The organism is Methanoregula sp., assembly GCF_049686655.1.
Classification (GTDB): Archaea; Halobacteriota; Methanomicrobia; order Methanomicrobiales; family Methanospirillaceae; genus Methanoregula.
This window is the reverse complement of the sequence record NZ_JBAVIG010000022.1, coordinates 14,077-37,461: the sequence shown is the minus strand read 5'-3', so window position 1 is coordinate 37,461 and position 23,385 is coordinate 14,077. Positions and strand designations below refer to the sequence as shown.

The window sequence follows — 23,385 nt, the reverse complement described above, 5'->3', positions numbered from 1 at the left end:
GTCCCCAGTGATAAGGTGATTGGGAACCAGAGACAAGCCTTTCACGGCGCCGGAAAAAGAAGATTATTCAAGGATTAGAGAGCCAACAACCCGGAGCTTGCCGCCTTCGAGATAGTGTAGTACGACCCGTGCATTGGGGGGGTAGACAAGCGCCTTCTCAAGAGAGAGGGTGATGCCCGGCATTCTCCAGTCGCCTTCTACAACCGCTTTTTCAAGGCGTGTGGGAAGGAACTGCATCCAGTGGCCGGCATAGAGCACCATGCCTTCTTTCAGGGGGGCAGGCCAGTACTTCACCAGTTGCGCTTTCCCGGTGATGGTCTCGGAAAACCGGAGAGTGGGATCGTTGGTGAGGACGTAGCCCCGGTCAAGGTCCTCGGATTCGATATTTTTTAAGGCCAGACCAACCCGGTCACCGGTCACTGCGGTCTCGGCGTCATCATCATGCTTCTGGATTGAGCGGACCTGGGCGGTTTTTGTTGTCGGGAGTACCTTGAGCATATCATGCTTCCTGATTAGCCCATGCGTCACGCACCCGAGAACTACAACACCGACACCCTTTACATTGAAGTGGTGATCGATCGGGATTGTCCCGTTGCCTCCACTTTCTTTTGTTTTCTGGTGCGCAGTCGCCTTCTGTGCTGCGTCCAGCAGTTTTTCCCGCAGGCCGACCATATCCTCTTCAATAACTTCGTAATGTTCGAGGACTGTTCCTTTTATGAGCGGAGCGATCTGATCCGGCGATATGTAATTCTTGAGAATCAGGTAGCCGGAACTCTTGTTCGCGCTCTGGAGCATCAGCACGCACTCCCCAAATGAGGCATTAATCTCGTCCACAACGAGGAGAATGCGATCGGCAAGGGAGACTGCATAAAACAACGAGGATAATTTTTCCGGGTACCGGGTCGGTTCGATAAACGTGACTGTAGCTTCGCCCTTTTTCAGGTTGTAGAAAGTAATATCGCTCGTTGTGCCCTTCTTCCCAAGATCCTTTGCATAATCGGGGGGGGCAAGAACTGCGACGGTGAGATTGGACATAATAGTATCCATTTATCCCGTAGCCTTATGAGGATTTATCCTCCTCATGCACCGGAGCCGGATTAGCGATCCAGATATAATAACAGGAGGCAAATCATAGTAAGTTGTTCTTCACATGAACCGGATGAATCTATGGAAACCATAAAAAATAACCGGCGGATTTTGCAGACGGGACTCCTCCTTATCGGATTATTGATCCTAGCATATGTAATCTACCGCTCGGACATCATCGAGAATTACCGGATGCTTTTATCGGTCAATATTCCTCTCCTCCTGCTTGCATTCGGAGTGTCGATAGGTACCCTTGCACTCAGGGTTTACCGCTGGAAATTCCTCAGCGAGAAGTATAATACCGCAATAAGCTGGCACGATTCCTCAATCGTCAGCATCGCAAGTCTGTTTTATGCCAATATCACTCCGGGAAAGATCGGGGACCTCTATAAAGCCTACTACATGCAGAGGCGATATGCCATGCGCTTCTTCACCGGGGTTTCCATGATTTTCTACGAACGGTTCTTCGAACTGATGATCCTCTTCCTTGCAGCTTTCGCGATGGTGTTTATCGATCTCAGGGGAATTACTGTTATCGTACTAGAAGTAACGGCGGTACTTCTCATCCTCCTCTTTTTCTTCTACTACAAGGCAGATTTCTTCCTCACGCTCATAGAAAAGTACTCTTCGAAGATCCCGGTTCTCAAGAAGATCCCTGCAGATTTCAAGATTCAAAAACTCCCGTTCCGGGACATCGTCGCCGTGTTTATCATCACGGTTTTTTCGCTCGGTTCGGAATTTGTGCGCTTCTGGATAGTTACAATGGCATTTGGGTATACGCTGAACCCCATCCTCCTCACGATTTTTTTCTGTCTCTCCATCATAGCAGGTCTTGCCTCCCAGATTCCACTCGGTGTAGGTGTTATGGAGGCATCTCTTGGTTACCTTCTCACCCTGCTCGGGGTTGCCTCAGCAGACGCTATAGCTATCGTCCTCACCGACCGGCTGATCTCGATGTATTTGGTCCTGATCTATGGATTCATCTTTGCAAAATTTGCTGAAGACCAGTGCAGTGGAGGACCTGAATGATATCCATTATCATACCCCTCTTCAATGAAGCTGAAAACGCCCGCCTCTACCCCGAAAGACTCTTTCCTGTTGCGGGACCGATCATCGAACGGTACGGTGAGACCTGCGAATATATTCTCGTGGACGACGGAAGCAGGGATACTACCCTCGCTGAGCTAAACAAGCTCAAGGAGATACAAAAAAACGTGGTGGTTGTCCCCCACGGCGCGAATAAGGGAATGGGGGTGGCAGTGAGAACAGGTCTCGCACATAGTAAAGGAGACCTGGTGATCATGATGGATTCCGATCTCACGTACCGTCCGGAAGATATCGAGAAACTATTGGCGGCATACAGGGAGACCGGGGCAGACTGTATTTCGGCATCCCCCTACCGGGGAAAAGACCTTGCAAAAGAGATCTCCTCCCCGTTCCGGCTCTTTATCAGTAAATCCGTTAATTTCCTTTACCGGGTGCTCCTGCAGGACGACCTCACCTGCGTGAGCGCCATTTTCCGTCTCTACAGGAAAGAGGCACTGGATGAGCTTATTCTGGAGAGCAATAATTTTGAGATCTGTGCCGAGATTATTGCAAAACTCATCCTCAATAGAAAAAATGTATATGAAGTGGGGGTACGGGTCTATACACGCGAGTATGGTGAATCCAAACTGAACGTGAGAAAAGAAATTTTCAACAATCTGCGAATTCTCTTTAAAATTCTCAAGGCAAAGTATCTCCGGCAGAAATGGCAGTAAACACAACTCTCATTTTACAGGAGGATCTTTCTCTTAAAAGTGAAGAGGGCGATTTCAATTTTAAAAGAAATAATTTCGGATATTTTCCCGTTTTCACAATATTTATATCCCTTTCCTCCCCTAAATACGAATGAATTGTTATCCAGCGGCAGTTATAAACAGGAAAAGATCACATCATGCACAAAGAAACAGTTTTAATCACAGGAGGGGCAGGATTTATCGGTAGTAATTTAACCGAATTCCTCCTCAAAAATGGACACCGGGTCATTGTTCTTGATGATCTGTCCAGAAGTACAACTGATAATATCCGGGCCTGCTACAACCATTCCCCTAATTTTTATTTTGTTAAAGGCTCGGTCATGGACTTCGATCTTGTCGATCGGCTTGTGAATAATGTCGATATGGTTTTCCATCTCGCAGCTCAGGTCCACTGGGAGGAATCAATTGACAACCCGGTACCAAGCTTCGAAGTTCACACCCGAGGTACCCAGAACGTGCTCGAAGCCGTCCGGAGAGGGATGGCAAGAAAGGATCCCCTCAAGCTGATGCTCTATGCATCCTCGTCTGAGGTGTACGGTACCGGCCAGTACATGCCCATGGACGAAAGCCATCCATTCAACCCCCAATCGCCCTATGCAGCAGGGAAAGCGGCAGCGGATCGACTTTGCTCATCTTATCACCACGTGTACAACCTTCCCATTATCATCCTCCGGCAGTTCAACACATACGGGCCGAACCAGAGGATGAAAGGATATTCGGCAGTCATTCCAAAATTTGTTTCACAGGTGGTGAATAATTGTCCCCCGACTATCTACGGTAATGGCGTGCAGACAAAAGATTTCCACTACATTGATGACCTCATTGCCGCTTATTCGCTGATTATCGATAAGTGGCAGGAACTGGACATGTTCGGCACTGCCATCAACTTCGGAACCGGTAAAGAGACAAGTATCAATGATCTGGCACAGATTATAATCGATACAGTTGCAAAGGAAACCGGCAGGGATCTCAAGGATATGGCCCCGATACACCTCCCGAAACGACCCGGTGAAGTTATGCGGTTTTCGGCAGATATTTCACTTGCCAAAAAGACGCTCGGGTTTACGCCAAAAACAGATATCAGAAAGGGAATTGCAAAATACGTGCGCTGGTACATCAAAGAAGGATTGTCAGTAACGTAATTTTTCTCCTTTGAAACTATTTTTGTTATTCGTCACAGCAGGGAGAGCGCTGCATCAATTATCCGTTCTGAACTCCCACCGTTCCCGAATAACGAGAGATTTGGTGGATTCCTCGGATCCTGATTTGTAGCCGCCCCGATAATCTTGTCCCGGTTGTCATCAACGAGGATGTTCCACCCATTCTCAATGGTCTCCATCCATTCAGTATTCGGCCTGAGGGTGATGCAGGGTATTGAGAGGAAGAAAGCCTGTTTTTGGGCACCGCCCGAATCCGTCAGGAGCTTTTCAGCATGAGCAATCAAACGCAGGAATTCAAAATATCCCTGAGGCGGGATTGGATGAACATTTTCCGGAAGGGTCAGGGAAAAATCCCGGATCCGCTGTTTTGTGCGGGGGTGAACCGGGAATATCACCGGAAACGGAAGGGCGGATACTGCATCAAGAATATTTTTTAACCGGGTTGGATCGTCAGTATTTGCCTCGCGGTGCAAGGTCAGGAGAAGATAGGGTTTTTTCCCGATTGCAAGTTCTGACAGGGTGCGAGAGCGCGGTTTTATCAGATGGCGATAACGGACAATTGAATCAAGCATTACATCCCCGGCAAGGAACACATTATCACAGATCCCGTTTTTATGCAGATTGTCAACACCCCGCTGCGTAGGTGAGAACAGGGCGTCAGAGATGTTATCGATGATGATCCGGTTGATCTCCTCAGGCATCGTCCGGTCAAAACTTCTCATCCCGGCTTCGAAATGGCCGACCTTTATCTTCGCTTTGTTCGCCGCGAGGGCAACACCAAGGGCGGTATTCGTGTCTCCGGTAACGAGGAGCATGTCGGGTTTCTCGGAGCGGAGGATGCATTCTGATTTTGTGATCATCTCTCCGATCTGCTCACCGGGAAGTTTTGAGCCGATCCCAAGATAATGGGTGGGGGTTGGCATATGCATCTCGTCAAAAAAGATTCTGTCCATTTCATAGTCATAGTGCTGGCCGGAATGGATGAAGATCGTCGCGATGTCCCGCCTCTTTAGTTCGCGGATGATCGGCTCTACCTGAATAAATTCCGGTCGTGTTCCAGCCGCAACAGCAATTTTCATATATTCAGCACCTTGTCAGTTCGGGAAGGTCTTTGATTACTCATGTTTCTTGGGCGGTACTCTATAATATTCCTTCAGTTTCGTAATTATCCCTCCCTGAGGTCGAAGCGTTAAGTACATTAACGTTATGAGAACGATGTACTCCAACGTGAAGAATAATAATGTAAGGTACCACCCTGATGATCCGGCCGGGTTCACATATTGCGTGTTGGTATAGGAGATTTTAAATATCAGCGGAAACTCGATATAGGCAAAAACCTGGCTTAGGTAAAACAATCCGATCTTGACAAGATCATCAGCAACCAGGAGCGCGAGAAGCGGGGTGAACCAGATAATATACTGGGGGCTGTGGAATTTTGTGAAAAAAACCAGACAGAATATGGCGCACAATACCAGTTTCAGGAATGTTTTTTCATTCTTTTCCCGCTCAGCAAAAGCGATATAGACGAGCAACAGAAGGATTGCCCCCATCAGGACATACATCACATCAGATACCAAACCAACGGAGATTCCCAGATGGAACACTTCGGAGACATAGGCGTAGAGGGTATAAGTGGCGGTATTCACGTAAACACCGACAGAGCCTCCCGTTGCAAACAGATAGGTACTCAGAGTCGCGGGACTGATGATGGCCAGGGGCACCAGCAGGACCAGGCAGAAAATAAGGAAGATCTTTCCGGCAGAGATCAGCTCCTCTTTAAGAGAGGTGGTTTTTGCATTGTACAGTACCATGAATGGCAGGGCAATTGCCGGAAATATCTTTGCAAAAAAACCGGCTGACGCGCCCACGTAACCACGGGAGCTCACACCATATATGGTGAACAGAATCGCAAGCATGAGGAGACATGTCGGGAACGCGTCTGACTTCGTGACAACAAAATATGCAGTTGAAAATGCAGTTGCATAGATGAGCCCCCCATAGAAGGCTGTTGTTGCATTATAGATCTTCAGCCCGATGAAATAGACAGAGAGGACAATGAGGATATCGCACACGATCATGAGGGCCTGGAATGAGAGCACAAATGCCATGCTGTTCCAAGTCAGCACCGCCGGAATAAACGCAAGAAGAATCGGGATGAATGTCAGGATCGGGTATGCAAATGGGTAATTAATATAGGGTAACTGTCCCTGGAGCAGGGGAGTGGCACTACTCAAGTACCCCTCGATATCGAATAAATCGATAAATGAGTGGAAAATGGTCGCAGTAATAATCACCACCACGAACTTCATCACAATCGTGGCAAGGATTAGGAGGGCGATGTGGCGTTTTATTGTATCCCCATCCGGGGCGTCAAATTGTATTCCCAGGAACCTGAAGGGCTTGTTTCCCCGTTTCCCCTTCCTCGTTACCGGTTCATTCGCGATCTTGTCTTTCTTACTCATGTCCCGTCTCCGTTTTCATGTGATCATAGCCTTAATGTTAAATAATCATTCCAGAATATTCCCCGTCTTCTCCTCAGAGTAACATCCGGGTCGTCACTTTCGTATCCAGGTAATACGCCTGTTGACAACAAAATTCCATCCGAACCCCAGCAGAATTCCGATAATATTTGCAATCCGGTAATCGATAGCCATACTGAACGTGAGAATGTTAAGTAGTGCAAAATTAATTATCGCCCCCCCTGCTGAGACCACCTCAAACAAAAGAAGCCGGTGCCATGTGCATGATAATTTCTGTGTCTTGTCACATTCCTTAAAGGTCCACAGATCATTCCAGATAAAATTATTCAATATTGCCAGCTCGATGGCAAAAACACTTGCAACGGGGATAGAAAAACCTGCATATTCCTTGAGGGATATGAGCACCCCCTGATTGATAATAATTCCGGATATCCCGACAATCCCGAACTTAAATACTCGTTTCCATTCCCGCCACGCAGCGCTCTGGCGATGGGTAAATGAGTACAGGGTAATATCCACAACCTGCTGTGCGTACTCAATGATAGTTTTGATTTTCAGCTTGCTTGAGCCGATCTCCCGATCACTGAACTCGAACGGTATCTCCTTATCGTGCTCCCAGATACCTTTCCCCAGCACTTCCAGGAGGATCTTGTATCCCCGGGGTTTCAGATGTGCCTGCGCCACTACCTGTTTCCTGATGGCAAAAAACCCGCTCACCGGATCGGTAATATCGGGAAAGAGAAGCCGCCCCAGAAATGTTGCCCCAAGGGAGATGACCCGCCGCTTGAGGGGCCATTTCCTTATCCCCCCGCCATCCATGTACCTGCTGCCGATGACAACATCGTTGCCGGCCCGGATTTCTTTGTACATTTTCGGGATGAGAGCCGGTGGATGGGAAAAATCAGCGTCGATAACAACAAAAATATCCGAGGATGCATGGAGAAATCCGTCAGCTACGGATTGCGAGAGCCCGTGGTCAGTGGTCCTGACAAGGAGGTTCACATTCGGCATCGACGCTTTCAGGTCGTTGACAATCGCGATGGTAGTATCCGGAGAATTATCATCCACAACAAGGATCTCGGCTTCGATCCCGGTGTGTTTGAGAACGGCATCCACTTCCGTGACAATATTCCGGATATTCGCCTCTTCCTTGAAAGTAGGAATAATCACCGTCAGGTCGTACATTTTTAATCCCGTTAATTCAGGCTGATACTCTCAGCGCGATAGACGATTCCGGTGCGTAGGGCTTTGTATTATTGTTCAGCCATGCAATTGCATCACCTTTCGGGTCTGCAGACATGATGTCGCCGGTGATGATGTAATAAATCGTATTGTTGGTCTTTTGGGCAGCGATCGCATCAAGATCTGCTGCGGTATATGCCCCGTATTCGAATGTCCGATCCGATGTATTGGAATAATAATAATTGAATGGCTGGGAAATGTATCCCGGGATTAATACGACGAAATCCCCGGGATTTGTCGCTTGCTGAACCTGACCTGCAAAACCTCTCCAGTCATCCTTGGTATAGCCGGAATACATATTCACTAGGACGGGTGCACCAACAATCACGACCAGCACCATCAGCCCGTATATGACAGCGGGGTTCCTGAACAAATTCCAGAGGGGTTTGTAGCAGAGTGCAATCCCGATAAAAAAGACAGGTGTAAGGAAGATGAGATACCGGGGCTCCATCGGGATCTTGTAGGAGAGGAAATAACTGATCACAAATGTCAGTACCGTAAGCGATACGAGAAACAGCCCCTTGTTCTTATCGATCAGAAATGCCTGGCAAATTCCAACGATAAACAATATCAGAAACAGTATCATGGCAAGATCGGAAAAGCCGGAGATCTGCTGGAAAGTCTCACTGATGATACCAAGACCCTGAATACCAAACGTTGGGGCAGAGGCAGTCCTCTTGGCGAAGAGTTGTATCGTTACAAGGATAAGAGGGAGACAGACAACTACGAACACGGCCCCTGCAATTATCATCGGTTTGATTGATCCGATATCCTTCCTCAATGATGTGAGTTTCACTGCAAGTGCATAGAGAACCAGTGCCCCGATGATGACAAGTGCATAAAAATGTGACCAGAAGGCCAGGGCTGAAAGGACACCGAACAGAACCCAGTCCTTTGTATCGTCGGTTTTGAGTGCCCGAAGGAAGAAGACCATCGCAAAGATGACGAAAAAGAGCATGACCGAGTATGCCCGTGCTTCCTGGGAGTAGTAGATAAGAAATGGCGAGAATGCACAGGCTGCGGCTGCAATAATACCAACATTCCGATCAACAAACTCTTTTCCTGCGCTATAGACAAGGGGTACGGTAAGGCCACCAAGCAGAGCCGGGATAAACCTGAGGATCACTTCATTATTGCCCAGAGCAAGCATCAGGTGTTCCATCCAGTAGAATAAGGGGGGATTGAATTCCCCGCTGGTTGTTGCCTGCCAGATACCGGGCAGCGTCATGGAGGCAAATGTATAGGTTGAGGCTTCATCGAGCCAGAGGGAATTGAAGCCAAGATGATAAAAGCGAAGGAAAAAACCGATAAGGGTCAGGCATGAAAGCAGTTGAACATACCTGCTGTTACGTATGATATTTTTTATATTTTCAACCGTGAAGTCCTGAAACATGAGGCGCGGGGAGACGAACCCATTGTCCAGATCACAGGTATCCTCTCCGGTTAATCGTTTTCTGTTTTCCCGATCCTCGCGTTTTTTCACCATAATGACCATGTACTATTTCGCAAATATTCTCATATAGTTATTGCAGGGCATTTTTTCTTAAGATTCTTCGGCTATTTTAAAAAAGGAGCGAATTCCGGCGTTTCATGGATCACGCATTTTCATAGGAGACTGAATAGCCACAAGAAGTGCTTCCCAGCTGTCAACTACAGCTGCCGATTGTTCTAACATGAGATTCACCTGTTCGTTGATGCCCACATGACGGAAATCGGTCCGGAGTGCAATCACCCGTTTTCCCTGTGCAAAGGCATACCCCATCTCCCATGCGGTACCCGAATCGGCATCGGCACCGTCAATGACTGCAACAACAATATCCGCATCCTCAAGGGCATTTTTATTAGCCGAAAATAACCTCCCCTGCTCTTCTTTTTTCCGCGTATTGCAATCATCGCCAGTTTCCTGTGGCAAGTAGACTTCGAACAGGTTTTTCCTCAGCAGATCAGCTACCTGCAGGTTGTAGGATCGTTCGGCATCCGAGAAGAGAGGTGCGGCAAGATATACCCGGTATCGAGCAAAGACGAGCGTATCGATCGCAGGAATATAAGGAAAGCGGGAGAGGAAAACCCCCCGCCCGTTTCGTCTGGGGGGTTCATCGTCCCTGTTTCCATACCAGGTACTGGTGACACCGCACGTTGGTGAGGAATTGACACCGATAATACAGAGTGGTGGGCCGCGCTTGACAATGATTTCCCGGACCTGTTCCTCCAGTTCATCCATAAGCCGGTAAAATGCCGGGGTATCCAGCCGTTCGAGAAATGTTCCCGGGATCCTGTCTGGTCCCAAATAGAGAGTCTCAGGACATGGCAGCGGGATTATTTCAATACCGAATGCATTGCACCGGGTTTTCACGCGCTCGAAGGCCTCAAGATCAGAAGGTCTTGTAATCCCGTCCGCCCGGAGCACCGGGTTGAGTATGCAGGGACTGCAGAGCACGTACATTATTACAGTGTGTGCACGCACAGATGATCAATGATCCCCCTGTACTCCTACCGGGATAACAGCTGTGATCCCCGTAAGTGTACGGTCAAGAAGCTGGAGAAGGCCGGATTTCTGAAGATCTTTTCCAGGATTTCCCAGATTCCGCGCAATACTTTACTACTCGATCCTACAGCCGAACAGGCTCTCTCCCCGGCGGACAGGTTTGTCAAATCCATTACCGTGCTGGACTGCTCATGGGTAGTGCTGGATACCGGTGCTGTACGTTCCTGGCGGATCCGGAGGGCACTCCCCTTCCTCGTGGCGGCAAACCCCGTCAACTTCGGCAAACCCTGTAAATTATCCTCAGTCGAGGCGCTTGCTGCTGCACTCTTCATTGTTGGCGAGAAAGAGCGGGCTGCAGAACTGCTCTCAAAAGTCAACTGGGGTATCCGGTTTCTCGAAGTAAACGAAGAACCACTCAGACTTTATGCAGGGGCAAAAGACAGCACGGAAGTTGTAAAGATACAAAATCTGTTCCTGTAAATCCACCGCTTTTCAGACAGCAGTGTTACGAGATTTTCTCTTATCTAAAAACCGATAAAAATTTTCCAGATTTTATCAGGGAAGGACAATGGTATTTTGTCCGTCTGCAGGTGAGTGTATCATCCATTTCATCGAGGCTCCCGCGACGATACAAAGGACTCCGATAACCCACGCATACACACCCCAGATCTTCACAAGGGCTATGGTGGAGAGTGCAGGGAATAACGCCATCAGTATGCTCAGGAAGAGGGTGAGCATACCGAAAAGGACGATCACGAGACGTGTTTTCCACACATCCGAGAGCGAGCACCCCACAATGATCAGGAGCACGCTGTTGATGATCGCGATAAAGGCCATGATGATGATGAGCGAGGTCTGGATAAGTCCCGGTATCATGATAGCAATCGAAGCAACAATGAGGGACAGGATACCTGCGAAGAATATAGGGAACTGGTATACGAGATCCTGTTTTACCGATATGGAGAACACGATCATGATCACACCGACTGCGAGGGCAAGGATGCCAAAGAGTGGAATGAACATGTCAAGAAACATGGGTGTCCAGAAAAAGGCATCAACACCCGATAAAAAAATGATAATACCTATAATGGAAATCTGCCACCACCGCACCGGTGTATCGGACATGTCCAGGGAGGGTAACTTCATATAATTGTTGTTCTTTTCCGGGACCATTTAAATATATGTTAAAAACACCGAAAACTACAGTTCTGAAGAGTCTGCAGATCATCCGGACTTTTCCTGAAATTCCACATAGTTTTTTCTGTCCAGACGCAATGTACGATTGTATGATCAAGGTTGCCATCAACGGATATGGTACCATCGGCAAGCGCGTGGCCGATGCAGTTGTTGCCCAGAAGGACATGAAAGTAATCGGGGTATCGAAGACACGCCCGAACGCGGAAGCTTTTGTGGCAAAACAGCGGGGATATCCATTGTATATCGCGGATATCTCCAAAAAAGCTGCTTTCGAAAAAGCAGGCCTTGAAGTTGCGGGATCCGTAGAGGAAATGTGCCGGGCTGCCGATGTTATCGTGGATGCAACACCGGGTGATGTCGGCGCAACGAATAAACCGCTCTATGAAAAAATTGGCGTCAAGGCTATCTGGCAGGGCGGGGAAGAACATGAACTGGCCGGATTTTCCTTCAACTCATCATGCAACTACAAGGATGCGATCGGCAGGAAGTTCGTCCGGGTCGTGTCCTGCAATACTACAGGGTTATGCCGCATTATCAACGAGATCGACAGGGAATTCGGGGTTGCCCATGTCCACGCAGTCATGGTGCGACGGGGATCCGATCCGGGCGAGATCAAGAAAGGCCCCATTGACGCCATAGTCCTTGATCCGGTAAGCGTTCCCAGCCACCACGGCCCCGACGTACTGAGTGTATTGCCTCATATCTCGATTACAACAATGGCAATGATCGTCCCGACAACGATGATGCATATGCACGCAATCAGGATCACGACAAAGAAGGCTGTGAACCGCGACGGGGTCATCGGGCTCATCAACAATCACCCCCGCCTTGGCCTGATCAAGAAGACCGCCGGGATCAGGAGCACCGCCGAGCTCAAGGAATTCGCCATGGATCTCGGGAGGCCACGTTCCGATCTCTACGAGAACTGCATTTTCGAGGATTCCATCTATGCAAAGGAGAACGAACTCTGTTTCTTCCAGGCAATCCACCAGGAAGCCGACGTGGTTGTGGAGAATGTTGATGCGATCCGGGCGATGATGAATGCAGAAAAAGACGGGGACAGATCCATTGCAACAACCAACGCCGCACTGAATTTCAAAACAATCCAGAATAACCATTAACACCCATTATCACCTATTATTTTCAATGGATGCGTACGAGCAGGTTTGCCGGAACACCGTCGAAGTCATTACAGAAGATGACCTACGGGCGCTTCTTGCACAGCCGCAAAAAAAGGTTTATGCCGGGTATGAGCCCAGCGGGGAGATCCACCTCGGCCACCTGGTGACGATCAACAAGCTCGTGGACCTCCAGGCTGCGGGTTTTGAAGTCACGGTGCTGCTTGCTGATCTCCATGCCTTCCTCAACCGCAAAGGAACAATGGAAAAGGTACACGAACTCGCGGAATATAACCGTCGCTGTTTTGAGGGGCTTGGGCTGAAGAACGTCCGGTACGTGCTTGGATCCGATCTCCAGCTCAACCGGGAGTACGAGCTGCTCGTGCTCCAGCTTTCCCAACAGATCACCCTGAACCGGGCAACCCGGAGCATGGATGAGGTGGGACGCCAGATGGATCACCCGACGGTCTCCCAGATGGTATACCCGATCATGCAGATGGCCGACATCGCTATGCTTGGTGTGGATGCAGCTGTCGGCGGTATCGACCAGCGCAAGATCCACATGCTGGCACGTGAACACCTTATCAATTTCGGGTACAAAGTGCCCGTCTGTATCCACACGCCCATCCTGAACGGGCTTGACGGCAAGAAGATGTCCTCGTCCCAGGGAAATTACATCTCGGTTGCAGACACCGAAGAAGATATCAAGAAGAAATGCCAGAAAGCATTCTGCCCGCCGGAAATTACGGAGAACCCAATCCTCCAGATCTTCCAGCACCACATCTTCCCCCGGCTTCCCGGGCTCATCATCCGCCGCCCGGAAAAATTCGGCGGGGACCGGGAGTTTATAAATTACGCGGAACTGGAAACCGCATACGGCAAGGCAGAGATTCACCCGCTCGATCTCAAGAAGGCGTGCGGGGAGTCCCTTGCTGAGATCCTTGCACCAGTCCGTGAGTATATCCATTGAAACGCAATATATCCTGTACTTGCCGGTGAAGATTACCTTGAGAAAAGAAACCAATATTGACAAACAACTGGATCGGTTCGATCAGCGCCTCGAAGAGATGGGTGTACGGATCCGGGATGCCGACCAGCTCAAGGTAAAGGAGGATGTTTTCGACGATATCACTCTTCTTTCTCTCTATAAACTCGTGCATAAGAAATGGCTCTCGGTCATAGGGGGATCAATAAGCACCGGCAAAGAGGCGAACGTCTTTTACGGTGAGCGTGACGATGTTGCCGTAGCCATAAAGATCTACCGGATCCGGACAGCGAATTTCACCACGATGAGTTCCTATATTGTGGGAGACCGCCGGTTTTCCCATGTGAAGAAGGCAAAGAAGGAGCTCATCTTTGCCTGGACCAAGAAAGAGTTCTCAAACCTTGTGCGTGCACGGGAGGCGGGTATTGCTGTGCCGGAGCCCCTTGTATGGAACCGTAATATTCTTATTATGACGTTCATGGGGGTGGGAGAGATCCCATTCCCCCAGCTACGAAATGCCGAGATGGACGACCCTGCCAGTGTATATGCCCGGATCCTCAGCGATATCGATATTCTCTACAACAAGGCTGACCTTGTTCATGCCGATCTGAGCGAGTTCAATATATTGTACGGCGACCAACCATATCTCATAGATATGGGCCAGTCAGTCACTCGCGATCACCCCCGCGCCCTCCCGTTTCTCATGAGGGACATCAGGAACATCAACCGGTTTTTCAGCAACCGTTGCGATGTGCAGAGCGATGTCGAAATTTTCAATGCCGTAACTGGCCTGAATACAGCAAAACCATGATACCTGAGCATCCCATGATGAGAGGTACCAGGTAATTCCGCAGGGGATTTGCGGATATCTAACCAGAGGTGAAACAAGCGATGATGCAGGAAGTAAAAATTTCCGGAACACGCGTTGGTGTCCTGATAGGGAAAAGCGGCGCTACAAAAAAAGAGCTTGAAACGAAGACGCACACCACGATATCCATTGACAGCAAGGAGGGAACGGTCAAAGTCGAAGCAACAGATGAGAATACCGTTCCACTCCTGAGGGCTGTAGAGATCATCAATGCAATCAACCGCGGGTTTTCCCCGGAGCGGGCATTTGAGATGATCGAGGATGAAGATCTTCTCCTCGAAGTGATCGATCTTGGCGGTATGGCAGACAGTCCCAAACAACTTGACCGGCTCAGGGGAAGAATCATAGGCAAGGATGGTCGTGCACGAGAACAGATCGAGGATATGACCGATGTTGAAATATCCGTGTTCGGTAAAACCGTCGCCTTGATCGGATACCCTGAGCAGCTCAAGACCGCCCGCGCTGCAGTCGATATGCTGATCGAGGGGGTCCCCCACGAGAACGTCTTCGCCTTCCTTGACCGGAAAAAGAAAGAGTCAAAGCAGGATCTGATCAGTTATTACTACTGAGTAGCCTCTGTGGATAAAATCCCAAACCAGAATATATGTGTTTTGCTACATTTCCTGTGGAAAATATGTCGTTTTATAGGTTAGTATTACACAAACGGACATGATTAACAGCGCATTTCAGTGGAATTAAAGGGGTTCGCAAAAGCGGTGCACAATGCAGATTGAGAACCTGCCGATTCCGGATAATCTTAAAGAGCGGTACCTTGCGGCAGGTATCCGGGAACTCTATCCGCCACAGGCCGAATGCGTAGATAAAGGGATTTTTTCCGGGAAAAACCTCCTTGTTTCGATCCCTACAGCGAGCGGCAAGACTCTTGTTGCCGAAATGGTGATGCACCGCCACATCGCAAATAAGGGTAAATGCCTCTATATTGTGCCGCTGAAAGCATTGGCCAGTGAGAAATTCGATGAGTTCAGCAACAAGGGTGTACGCGTAGGAATTGCTACCGGAGATTTTGACCGGCGGGATGATATGCTGGGCAGGAACGATATCATCGTTGCCACGAGCGAGAAAGTGGATTCCCTGCTGCGCAACGGTGCCAGCTGGATTTCGGATATCACTCTGCTTGTAATCGATGAAGTGCACCTGATCGATTCCCTGAATCGCGGACCGACACTCGAGATGGTGATCGCGAAGATGCGGTACCGCAACCCCTCCATGCAGGTGATAGGGCTCTCAGCAACCATCGGTAATCCCGGCACCCTTGCCGGTTGGCTGGAGGCAGCACTGGTTACCAGTACCTGGCGACCGGTCGATCTCCGCCAAGGTGTATTCTGTTCTGACACAATCCATTTCCGGGAAGGGGAACGCAAGGTAAAACAGGTATCGAAAAACTACGACGACCTCAACCTTTGTCTCGATACCATCGCAGAGGGCGGACAGTGCCTTGTCTTTGTTTCATCGCGCCGCAATGCTGAGGCCTTTGCAAAACGGGCTGCCGGTGCAATCAAGGATGATGATCCACTTCTCAAAGAGTATGCGGCACAGCTCGGCGGCATGGCCGATACAGAGATGGGGAAAAACCTTGCATTATGCGTATCCTGCGGTGCGGCTTTTCACCATGCCGGTCTGAGCCGCCAGGAGCGGGGCGTGGTGGAGGAGGGATTCCGGAAAGGGCTGATCAAATGTATCTCTTCCACCCCGACGCTCGCTGCCGGGCTTAACCTCCCGGCCCGCCGGGTGATTATCCGGGATTATCTCCGCTTCACCGCCGGGGAGGGGATGCAGCCGATCCCGGCAAGCGAGTACCACCAGATGGCGGGGAGGGCCGGAAGGCCACGGCTGGACCCGTACGGGGAGGCGGTACTTATCGCGAAAGACGAGGGGCAGATAGAAGAGCTGTTCGAGTGCTATATCGAGGCCGCGGCCGAGGAGATCCACTCCAGAATTGCCGAGCCGCATGCCCTTTATACCCACGTACTCTCTCTCATAGCCTCGGGATTCGCCAGAACCCGGGGGGAACTCACCAGCTTCATGGACAGGAGCTTCTATGTTCATGAGCACCGACAGGGACGCCTGATGCAGAAATCCGTGGATGCTGCGCTCAAATTCCTGGTCGCCTCCGAAATGATCCTTGAAATCGGCGAACATCTCGGATCAACGGAATTCGGAACCCTGGTTTCACGATTGTACATCGATCCGAGGAGTGCCGCCCTGATCGTTTCCAACCTTCGCAAACGCACAGAGTACACAGATATAGGCCTTCTTCATCTGATCTGCAGCACACCGGATATGCCCAAGCTCTATGTCCGGAACACGGACCGGCCTGCACTGGACCGTATGCTCGAAACTAACGAGCACGATCTCTGGCTTGCGATACCGGACGAGGAAGGGGAGGAGCTGGAGCTGTTTTACCGGGCACTCAAAACAGCAATGCTCCTTAGCGACTGGACCGATGAAATGCCCGATGCAAAGATCTGCGAGCGCTACTCGGTAGGGCCGGGTGATATCTATGGCATGGTGGAGAGTATAAACTGGCTGCTGCACGCGAGCCAGGAGCTTTCCCGGATGTTTGCCCCCGGTTTCAACCAGGCTATCCGCGAGTTCGAAATCTGCATGAAGAACGGGATCCGTCGCGAACTTCTGCCCTTGGTTAAACTCCGGGGTATCGGGCGGGTCCGTGCAAGACGTCTCTTCAACAACAGCATCACATCTCCGGAATCAGTTCTATCGGCAGGAATTGAAACCGTGACAAGGATTATCGGAAAGGGGATCGCTGAACAGATATTTACCCAGCTGGGGCGTTCCGGAAAATCTCCTGCCGTGCCATCAAGTGAAGATAATATTTCGGGGCAGTCAACACTCTCCCGGTTCAGGTGATTACATGAAGGGACACACCCAACCCACAGATATCAGAGCCGCCCGGTGCCTGATTGGGGACAAGCAGGCTTTTTTGGCACGTCTCCAGTGTATTGGAAGGGAACGTGGCACCCGGATCATTTGCTTCAATGCTGACATGATGGCAGGCAGACGACATGTCGAATCCGCGGTGCGTTTTGCCCGGCGTTCCTGGGAGGGGGGGGGCGCCATTGCCAACACGTTTGAGATGGAGGTGCTCCTGTACGCGGCCGGCTCACGCCAATGTAACGTAGCTTTGAAATTCGGCATTCATGATGGGGAAAACAATCTCTATATCTGTTGTGAACCCGGCGGGAATGATAACGTATGGATTGCGCTCTCTGCCCTGCTTGAGTACGCCGACCCGGAGATCTTTGAAACCATCGATCAGAAGAAAAAGGAGCATCTTATCGATCTGTTCGACATAACATCCCTGGAGTTGGGATCCATTGATACCGGTACAACTATCACAGATCTGGTCCTGGAACGGGTTGCACTTCAGCAGGTACTTCGTTAAATAGCCGGTATTATTGCTATTTTAAAAAATGCTCTTGAGAGAGATCCAGTTGTTCTTTTGAGATCACATAATTTTTTGCGTTTATGAGTGTGCCACGCTCGTACCATAAAATCTGGTGGCAGGTGGGGGTCACTTGGGTACATTTAACCAGCAAAACCTGACCCAATGACCCCAGTACTTCACTAATTTCAGAATGGATCAATAACGCCAAATTTTCCTGCACACCCCAATCCGGATTCTGGTCCATAATGGCCTCCGGGTGCCTGATCGGGTACCAGACGATACAAAGTCCGACCAAAAAAACACCCCTTACAGAACACCGCTAAAGGGAAAATATAGCGCCCCGCAATTTGACCGGTTTTTGAGTTTTCGCCACAAATCGCGGGGATAATTTCCGTGGTGGACAACAGGGTTCTATTTTTGTGTTCACCACCGGACCCTGAGGGGAAAATACGCCCGTTTCGGCCCCGGATTGAGGGGCGAGACCGTATGTATGAGGGCAGGGCGGTTTTGTCTTATAAAGGATGGGATAATTTAGAGAAGTACTGGATCCCGGGATACAACCACTCAATTATGGCAGATTTACGGCAGAGTGTTCATTCCATGGGAGCGCCAGGAGCCGCAGGAAGTCCGGGCGGCAATTATCAAATGTACCCATGCGACCCCCCCCCATCAATACCAACCACTGTAAACTCCAGTCATCACCGTAAATCCGGCCAAAACTGGCACGGAACCGGAGAGGGTCGGGTGGGGTCGCACGGGTACATTTGAGTGTGGGATAATCTCATGATCCACTCAGATTCTGTAGCAGGGTGGACGTATGTCCCGGATCGATAGCCTGTGGGCAAACTGTGGGCAAAACCGCTTCGATGGCTGATGGCTTCTCTGCTTCGTAGCTCCCGGAAACCCACTCGGCCTTTGAGGGCAAGCCCACTCACGTCCGTCCTTGCTGAAACAACGATTGGTACCTCCCCGGGTTTTGCGTCACTCGTTCACGGTATCGAGCTCTGAATAGTGATTGGTTCGCTGCGGGGAATCGGTCGTCGCAATTACGAGAACGAATTGGTGAAGGATCAGGACTCTTCGAAGACCCCTGCTAGTTCTTTGAATGATTCATCGCTCCGGGATTCAACATGCCGAAGTCCTCATGTGCGTATATTACAAAAAATTGCTCTGTAGAAATCATTTTTTTCGAAGAGACGATGCCCCGAGTCAAATGGCAGGTAATACATCGTCATCGCAACTGGGGGATGCAATAGCGGCGGGGGCAAAGCCCAAAAGAGCGTCAGCGATTATGAGGTTTTCTACAGAGCACAAAAATTAATGATTTCGACACGGCAAAAAAATTCAGAAGATCAATTTTAAAAGATTCTGTCTGAATTTCAAGCTTTTTCTGTTTACGGTTTTGGGAGATTTGCATGAGACAGGATGTGGGCGATCGCCGGCACGATCAGCTCTTTTGTTGCGAGAGTTACGGCAGGTGTTGATCCAGGAATACAGAAAACAGCGGTCCCATAGGAGATTCCGGCAATTGCACGGGACAACATCGAAGAGAGTCCTACCTGTCCGAAACTTTTCATCCGGAATAATTCGCCGAAGCCATCAAGCTTCTTTTCAAGAAGGGGAAAGATTGCTTCGATTGTGCAATCATCGTGTGTAAGGCCGGTTCCGCCATTGAATATGATGCAATTTGCATTTTTTGTTGCTATGAATAATTCATTTCTTATCCTTTCCAAATTGTCAGGAACGATTGTATAGTAAGTTACGGGAATGGTATTTTCTTTAAGAATTTCTGCTATTGCTTTTCCGCTGAGATCATTCTCTTTTACCCGTGTACTGGATACTGTTATGATGGCAGCAGTAATTCCAATTGTTCGTTCATGAGCGTGACTCATAATAAACATGTCATCCGTGATATATTTAGAGAGTTCCTTGGCTTATCGGTAAGAATCCTTCAATTATTTCAGGAACAAATTTCAGGAACAATTGTGATAAAAGCAACTGTGACGAGTATGGCGGGGGGCCCTTTATTTCGTGTGGAAGTATTTTCTCCCCGATCTTTTTCTTCTATCCGAACCCAGCCCCATGTGGGTTTGTTTATTCTCAAAACTTTTTGCAAACCAAACGCTATTTCGATTGTTATATATACTATTGAAAATAAATTTATAAATGGCTTTCCTGAAAATAAAAAAAAATAGAACAAGGGTATCCTTGTACCAGTTCCACACGAAACAAAGGGGTCGGGGCCTTCGTCACAGTAAAAACTTTGTTCAGTCAATAAACAAAATTTATGATAATCAGTCCAGAAATAACCATCTATGAAAAAACGGGGCAAATAAAAAATGTCCCTGCAAAAATAGTATAATTTATCGGTATTTTCAATTTTAAACCAATTAAAATGGTATTTCCACACGAAACAATGGGGTTTATAATCCGAATGGACCGATCGTTTTTTAGTCTCGTCGCACTAATTCTCAGCTCCACAGTGTAACTATGCCCGATACAGAAGATCCATCAACAGGACTATTCAAAAAATACCTTATCAATAACCGGATATTCAGGGACAGGGAAGTTCTGAGGCATTCTTATCGCCCCCAGATCCTGCCCCATCGTAAACCTCAGATTGATGAAGTGGCCTCTATTCTCGCCCCCTCTCTCAGGAACGAAACCCCCTCAAATATCCTCATTTATGGTAAGACCGGCACAGGTAAAACCGCATGCGTCCGCTATGTTGGTTCGGAGCTGGAAAAAGCCAGCAGCAATATGGGAACCATCTGCAGGATTGTCCACCTGAACTGCGAAGTCATTGATACCCAGTACCGGGTACTTGCCCAGATTGCAAAGTGCCTTGATGTTGTTGATGAAGTCTCCAGCGATAAAACGCGAACTCACATCCCGATGACCGGGTGGCCAACTGATCAGGTGTATGCTGAGCTGAAAAACCAGCTGGAAGCCGGCGGTGGCGTGCTCGTCATCGTACTGGATGAGATCGATAAGCTGGTCAAAAAGAGTGGTGACGATACGCTTTACAATCTCACGCGTATCAATACCGATCTCAAAAATTCAAAAGTCAGCATCATCGGGATATCCAATGATCTGAGTTTCAAGGATTTTCTCGATCCGCGGGTCCTGTCATCTCTTTCGGAAGAAGAAATTGTGTTCCCGCCGTACAATGCTCCCCAGCTGGTCGATATCCTTGCACAGCGCGCAGACGGTGCGTTCGTACAGGGTGCAATCGCAGAAGGCGTCATTCCCCTGTGCGCCGCCCTGGCGGCCCAGGAACACGGGGACGCCCGGCGGGCACTGGACCTGTTCAGGATATCCGGGGAACTTGCCGATCGCGACGACTCATCTCAAGTCAGTGAAGAACACGTCAAGCAAGCTCAGGCAAAGATCGAGACCGACAGCATGATAGAATGCATTGCGACCCTTCCTACGCAGAGCAAGCTGATTCTCTATTCGATGCTTATCCTGGAGCAGCTAGGCCAGAATATCTTTACGAGCGGGGAAGTCTCACGTATATATCAGGATATCGCCCCGTCAGTCCAGCTCGATGTGCTGACCCATCGCCGTATCACTGACCTGATCTCGGAGCTGAACATGCTTGGTGTGATCAATACGCGGGTGGTGAGCCGCGGGCGGTACGGCAGGACGAAAGAGATGTGGTTCGATGCAAACACGGGAAAGATCCGTGAAGTGGTGCTCAAGGACCCGCGTCTGAACGAACTCAAAGACCTTGACGTGTCCCAGATGGAAGCAAAGTGGATGAAGACCTGGTTCAGGTGATACAGGATGGATGAAAAGGACCTCGACCTCCTCCGTATTCTTGAGGAGAACAGCAGGCTGTCAGCAGAAGAGATCGCAATGATGACGAACCTTGGGAAAGCCGAGGTTGAAGACCGTATCCGGGCACTCGAAGTCGCCCAGGTGATCAAACGTTATTCAACGGTCATCAACTGGGAGCGGGCCGGAAACGGTGAGGTCTCGGCTATCATCGAACTCAAGGTCAGCCCCGAACGCGATTTCGGATACGATCGGATTGCCGAGCGGCTTTCACGTTTCAGGCAGGTCAGGAGCCTGCGCCTCATCACTGGTACCTACGATCTCCAGCTAACTGTCACCGGCAAAAACATGCAGGAAGTGTCGCGTTTTGTCTCGGAACACGTAGCGCCGATGGACCGGATCCGCGAGACCGCGACACACATCATCATGAAGTCATACAAGGAAAACGGCAACGCATTTTTTGAGCAGCCAGAAACGGAACGCCTCCCCTATTGCCCGTAAGGTGTCACCATGCGCAACTTCACCTCAGTACGTGCACAGGAGATTCCGCCTTCAGGAATCCGGAAGTTTTTCGATCTTGTGCTCACCATGGAGGATGTGATCTCCCTTGGCGTCGGCGAACCGGATTTCCGCACTCCCTGGAATATCTGTGAATCGAGTATCTACGCGATCGAGCAGGGCGTAACCTCCTACACTTCAAATAAAGGGCTCCAGACACTGCGTGATGCACTCTCCCGCTACCTTGCTCAGCATTACAATCTGAACTACAGCAGCGATCACGAGATCATTATCACCAGCGGCGTATCGGAAGCCTTGGACATTGCCATCAGGGCCATCGTTGATCCCGGTGATGAAGTCCTGGTTGCCCAGCCGGGATATGTCTCGTATGGCCCGTGTGTCACTCTTGCAGGGGGTAAACCCGTCCCGGTCCGGTGCGTGGAAAAAGACCACTTCAAACTGAACCCCGACACCCTGGCAGAACAGATCACAAAAAAATCAAAGGCGCTGATCATCAACTTCCCGAACAATCCTACGGGAGCCGTCATGACCGAGAGCGACTTGAAAGCAGTTGCAGACCTGATCATAGATCACGATCTCCTGCTCATCAGTGACGAAGTCTATGCCGAACTCACGTACGAGACCCGGCACTGTGCTGCCGCAACGGTCGGCGCTCTCCGGGAGCGGACGATCACGCTCAACGGCTTTTCGAAGGCTTATGCAATGACCGGCTGGCGGATCGGCTATCTCTGCGCCCCGAGGGAGCTCTGCGATGCCGCCCTGAAGATTCACCAGTACGTAATGCTCTGTGCACCGGTAATGGGCCAGGTCGGTGCCGTCGAGGCGCTGCGATCCGCTGAGGAGGAAAAAAACAGCATGGTCAACGAGTATCGCCTCAGGCGAAACATGTTTGTGGCAGGGCTCAACCGGATCGGTCTCCCATGCCATGTGCCCGAAGGTGCATTCTATGCCTTCCCCTCCGTGGAAAAGACTGGTCTTTCCGATGTGGAATTTGCCGAGCGTCTCCTCAAGGAGCAGCGGGTAGCCGTGGTACCGGGCAGCGTCTTCGGGTCCGGTGGCGAAGGACACCTGCGGTGCGCCTATGCAGTGTCCCGGAAAGAACTTAACGAAGCATTACTCAGGATGGAAGCATTCCTCAATACCCTCTGATCCGATACATCACAATCAACAACCTGTTTTCCGTTTCCCTTCCTGCTGCGGCGGGCGGGGGATAGTTTATTGTGGAACTCGACCAATACT

The 23,385-nt window shown here is 49.8% G+C and carries 23 protein-coding genes; 14 read left to right on the top strand and 9 right to left on the bottom strand.

What is annotated here, in order from left to right:
• Positions 1–63: 63 nt before the first annotated feature.
• Positions 64–1,035, bottom strand: a complete 972-nt coding sequence (locus WBL42_RS03115) for an EF-Tu/IF-2/RF-3 family GTPase (protein ID WP_424719806.1) — start codon at positions 1,033–1,035, stop codon at positions 64–66.
• Between the two features lie 132 nt (positions 1,036–1,167).
• Here WBL42_RS03115 and WBL42_RS03110 point away from each other — a divergent pair, with 132 nt between their 5' ends.
• The 3 genes from WBL42_RS03110 to WBL42_RS03100 all read left to right on the top strand — a co-directional run bounded on the left by WBL42_RS03110 (position 1,168) and on the right by WBL42_RS03100 (position 4,027).
• Positions 1,168–2,115 carry a lysylphosphatidylglycerol synthase transmembrane domain-containing protein gene (locus WBL42_RS03110; protein WP_424719805.1) on the top strand — a complete coding sequence of 316 codons (948 nt, stop codon included), beginning with the start codon at positions 1,168–1,170 and terminating at the stop codon, positions 2,113–2,115.
• Complete coding sequence (locus tag WBL42_RS03105; RefSeq protein ID WP_424719804.1) at positions 2,112–2,846, top strand: glycosyltransferase family 2 protein; 735 nt, start codon at positions 2,112–2,114, stop codon at positions 2,844–2,846. The genes WBL42_RS03110 and WBL42_RS03105 overlap by 4 nt, the downstream gene beginning before the upstream one ends.
• 176 nt (positions 2,847–3,022) lie before the next feature.
• Positions 3,023–4,027, top strand: coding sequence for a GDP-mannose 4,6-dehydratase (locus WBL42_RS03100; RefSeq protein WP_424719803.1), 1,005 nt, complete (start codon positions 3,023–3,025; stop codon positions 4,025–4,027).
• Between the two features lie 32 nt (positions 4,028–4,059).
• On the opposite strand, the gene wecB is transcribed toward WBL42_RS03100, so the two are convergent.
• The 5 genes from wecB to WBL42_RS03075 form a co-directional block, all read right to left on the bottom strand.
• Positions 4,060–5,124, bottom strand: a complete 1,065-nt coding sequence (gene wecB / locus WBL42_RS03095) for a non-hydrolyzing UDP-N-acetylglucosamine 2-epimerase (protein ID WP_424719802.1) — start codon at positions 5,122–5,124, stop codon at positions 4,060–4,062.
• A 36-nt stretch (positions 5,125–5,160) separates the two neighbouring features.
• Positions 5,161–6,507 carry a hypothetical protein gene (locus tag WBL42_RS03090; RefSeq protein ID WP_424719801.1) on the bottom strand — a complete coding sequence of 449 codons (1,347 nt, stop codon included), beginning with the start codon at positions 6,505–6,507 and terminating at the stop codon, positions 5,161–5,163.
• Positions 6,508–6,600: 93 nt separating this feature from the next.
• The gene (locus WBL42_RS03085) at positions 6,601–7,710 is read right to left on the bottom strand and encodes a glycosyltransferase (protein ID WP_424719800.1); all 1,110 of its coding nucleotides are present in this window, start codon (positions 7,708–7,710) and stop codon (positions 6,601–6,603) included.
• 16 nt (positions 7,711–7,726) lie between these two features.
• Positions 7,727–9,253 (bottom strand): glycosyltransferase family 39 protein, encoded by a 1,527-nt coding sequence (locus tag WBL42_RS03080; protein WP_424719799.1) that lies wholly within the window; start codon positions 9,251–9,253, stop codon positions 7,727–7,729.
• 102 nt (positions 9,254–9,355) lie between these two features.
• Positions 9,356–10,210, bottom strand: a complete 855-nt coding sequence (locus tag WBL42_RS03075; protein ID WP_424719798.1) for a nucleoside 2-deoxyribosyltransferase — start codon at positions 10,208–10,210, stop codon at positions 9,356–9,358.
• A gap of 30 nt (positions 10,211–10,240) precedes the next feature.
• Here WBL42_RS03075 and WBL42_RS03070 point away from each other — a divergent pair, with 30 nt between their 5' ends.
• A complete protein-coding gene (locus WBL42_RS03070; RefSeq protein ID WP_424719797.1) occupies positions 10,241–10,732 on the top strand; it encodes a DUF367 family protein in 492 nt (163 codons plus the stop codon).
• A gap of 75 nt (positions 10,733–10,807) precedes the next feature.
• On the opposite strand, the gene WBL42_RS03065 is transcribed toward WBL42_RS03070, so the two are convergent.
• Complete coding sequence (locus tag WBL42_RS03065; protein ID WP_424719796.1) at positions 10,808–11,398, bottom strand: DUF308 domain-containing protein; 591 nt, start codon at positions 11,396–11,398, stop codon at positions 10,808–10,810.
• A 140-nt stretch (positions 11,399–11,538) separates the two neighbouring features.
• Here WBL42_RS03065 and WBL42_RS03060 point away from each other — a divergent pair, with 140 nt between their 5' ends.
• The 6 genes from WBL42_RS03060 to cgi121 all read left to right on the top strand — a co-directional run bounded on the left by WBL42_RS03060 (position 11,539) and on the right by cgi121 (position 17,844).
• Positions 11,539–12,570: a type II glyceraldehyde-3-phosphate dehydrogenase gene (locus WBL42_RS03060; RefSeq protein ID WP_424719795.1), complete on the top strand. Its 1,032-nt coding sequence runs from the start codon at positions 11,539–11,541 to the stop codon at positions 12,568–12,570.
• Between the two features lie 25 nt (positions 12,571–12,595).
• Positions 12,596–13,537 (top strand): tyrosine--tRNA ligase, encoded by a 942-nt coding sequence (locus WBL42_RS03055; RefSeq protein ID WP_424719794.1) that lies wholly within the window; start codon positions 12,596–12,598, stop codon positions 13,535–13,537.
• Positions 13,538–13,634: 97 nt separating this feature from the next.
• Positions 13,635–14,363 carry a serine protein kinase RIO gene (locus WBL42_RS03050; protein WP_424719819.1) on the top strand — a complete coding sequence of 243 codons (729 nt, stop codon included), beginning with the start codon at positions 13,635–13,637 and terminating at the stop codon, positions 14,361–14,363.
• A gap of 80 nt (positions 14,364–14,443) precedes the next feature.
• Positions 14,444–14,989 (top strand): KH domain-containing protein, encoded by a 546-nt coding sequence (locus WBL42_RS03045; protein ID WP_424719793.1) that lies wholly within the window; start codon positions 14,444–14,446, stop codon positions 14,987–14,989.
• A gap of 154 nt (positions 14,990–15,143) precedes the next feature.
• Complete coding sequence (locus WBL42_RS03040; protein WP_424719792.1) at positions 15,144–17,309, top strand: ATP-dependent DNA helicase; 2,166 nt, start codon at positions 15,144–15,146, stop codon at positions 17,307–17,309.
• 4 nt (positions 17,310–17,313) lie between these two features.
• Complete coding sequence (gene cgi121, locus WBL42_RS03035; protein ID WP_424719791.1) at positions 17,314–17,844, top strand: KEOPS complex subunit Cgi121; 531 nt, start codon at positions 17,314–17,316, stop codon at positions 17,842–17,844.
• Between the two features lie 16 nt (positions 17,845–17,860).
• Here the strand turns inward: cgi121 and WBL42_RS03030 are convergent, their stop codons facing one another.
• Both WBL42_RS03030 and WBL42_RS03025 read right to left on the bottom strand, forming a co-directional pair.
• The gene (locus WBL42_RS03030; protein WP_424719790.1) at positions 17,861–18,091 is read right to left on the bottom strand and encodes a hypothetical protein; all 231 of its coding nucleotides are present in this window, start codon (positions 18,089–18,091) and stop codon (positions 17,861–17,863) included.
• A 1,150-nt stretch (positions 18,092–19,241) separates the two neighbouring features.
• Positions 19,242–19,739 (bottom strand): MogA/MoaB family molybdenum cofactor biosynthesis protein, encoded by a 498-nt coding sequence (locus tag WBL42_RS03025; protein WP_424719789.1) that lies wholly within the window; start codon positions 19,737–19,739, stop codon positions 19,242–19,244.
• On the opposite strand from WBL42_RS03025, the gene WBL42_RS03020 reads away from it, so the two are divergent.
• The 4 genes from WBL42_RS03020 (at position 19,725) to WBL42_RS03005 (ending at position 23,295) form a co-directional block, all read left to right on the top strand.
• A complete protein-coding gene (locus WBL42_RS03020) occupies positions 19,725–20,042 on the top strand; it encodes a hypothetical protein (protein ID WP_424719788.1) in 318 nt (105 codons plus the stop codon). The genes WBL42_RS03025 and WBL42_RS03020 overlap by 15 nt on opposite strands.
• Before the next feature lie 295 nt (positions 20,043–20,337).
• Entirely contained in the window at positions 20,338–21,630 is a 1,293-nt protein-coding gene (locus WBL42_RS03015) for an ORC1-type DNA replication protein (RefSeq protein ID WP_424719787.1), read from the top strand.
• A 6-nt stretch (positions 21,631–21,636) separates the two neighbouring features.
• Complete coding sequence (locus tag WBL42_RS03010; RefSeq protein ID WP_424719786.1) at positions 21,637–22,128, top strand: Lrp/AsnC family transcriptional regulator; 492 nt, start codon at positions 21,637–21,639, stop codon at positions 22,126–22,128.
• 9 nt (positions 22,129–22,137) lie between these two features.
• Positions 22,138–23,295 carry an aminotransferase class I/II-fold pyridoxal phosphate-dependent enzyme gene (locus tag WBL42_RS03005; protein WP_424719785.1) on the top strand — a complete coding sequence of 386 codons (1,158 nt, stop codon included), beginning with the start codon at positions 22,138–22,140 and terminating at the stop codon, positions 23,293–23,295.
• Positions 23,296–23,385 lie beyond the last annotated feature (90 nt).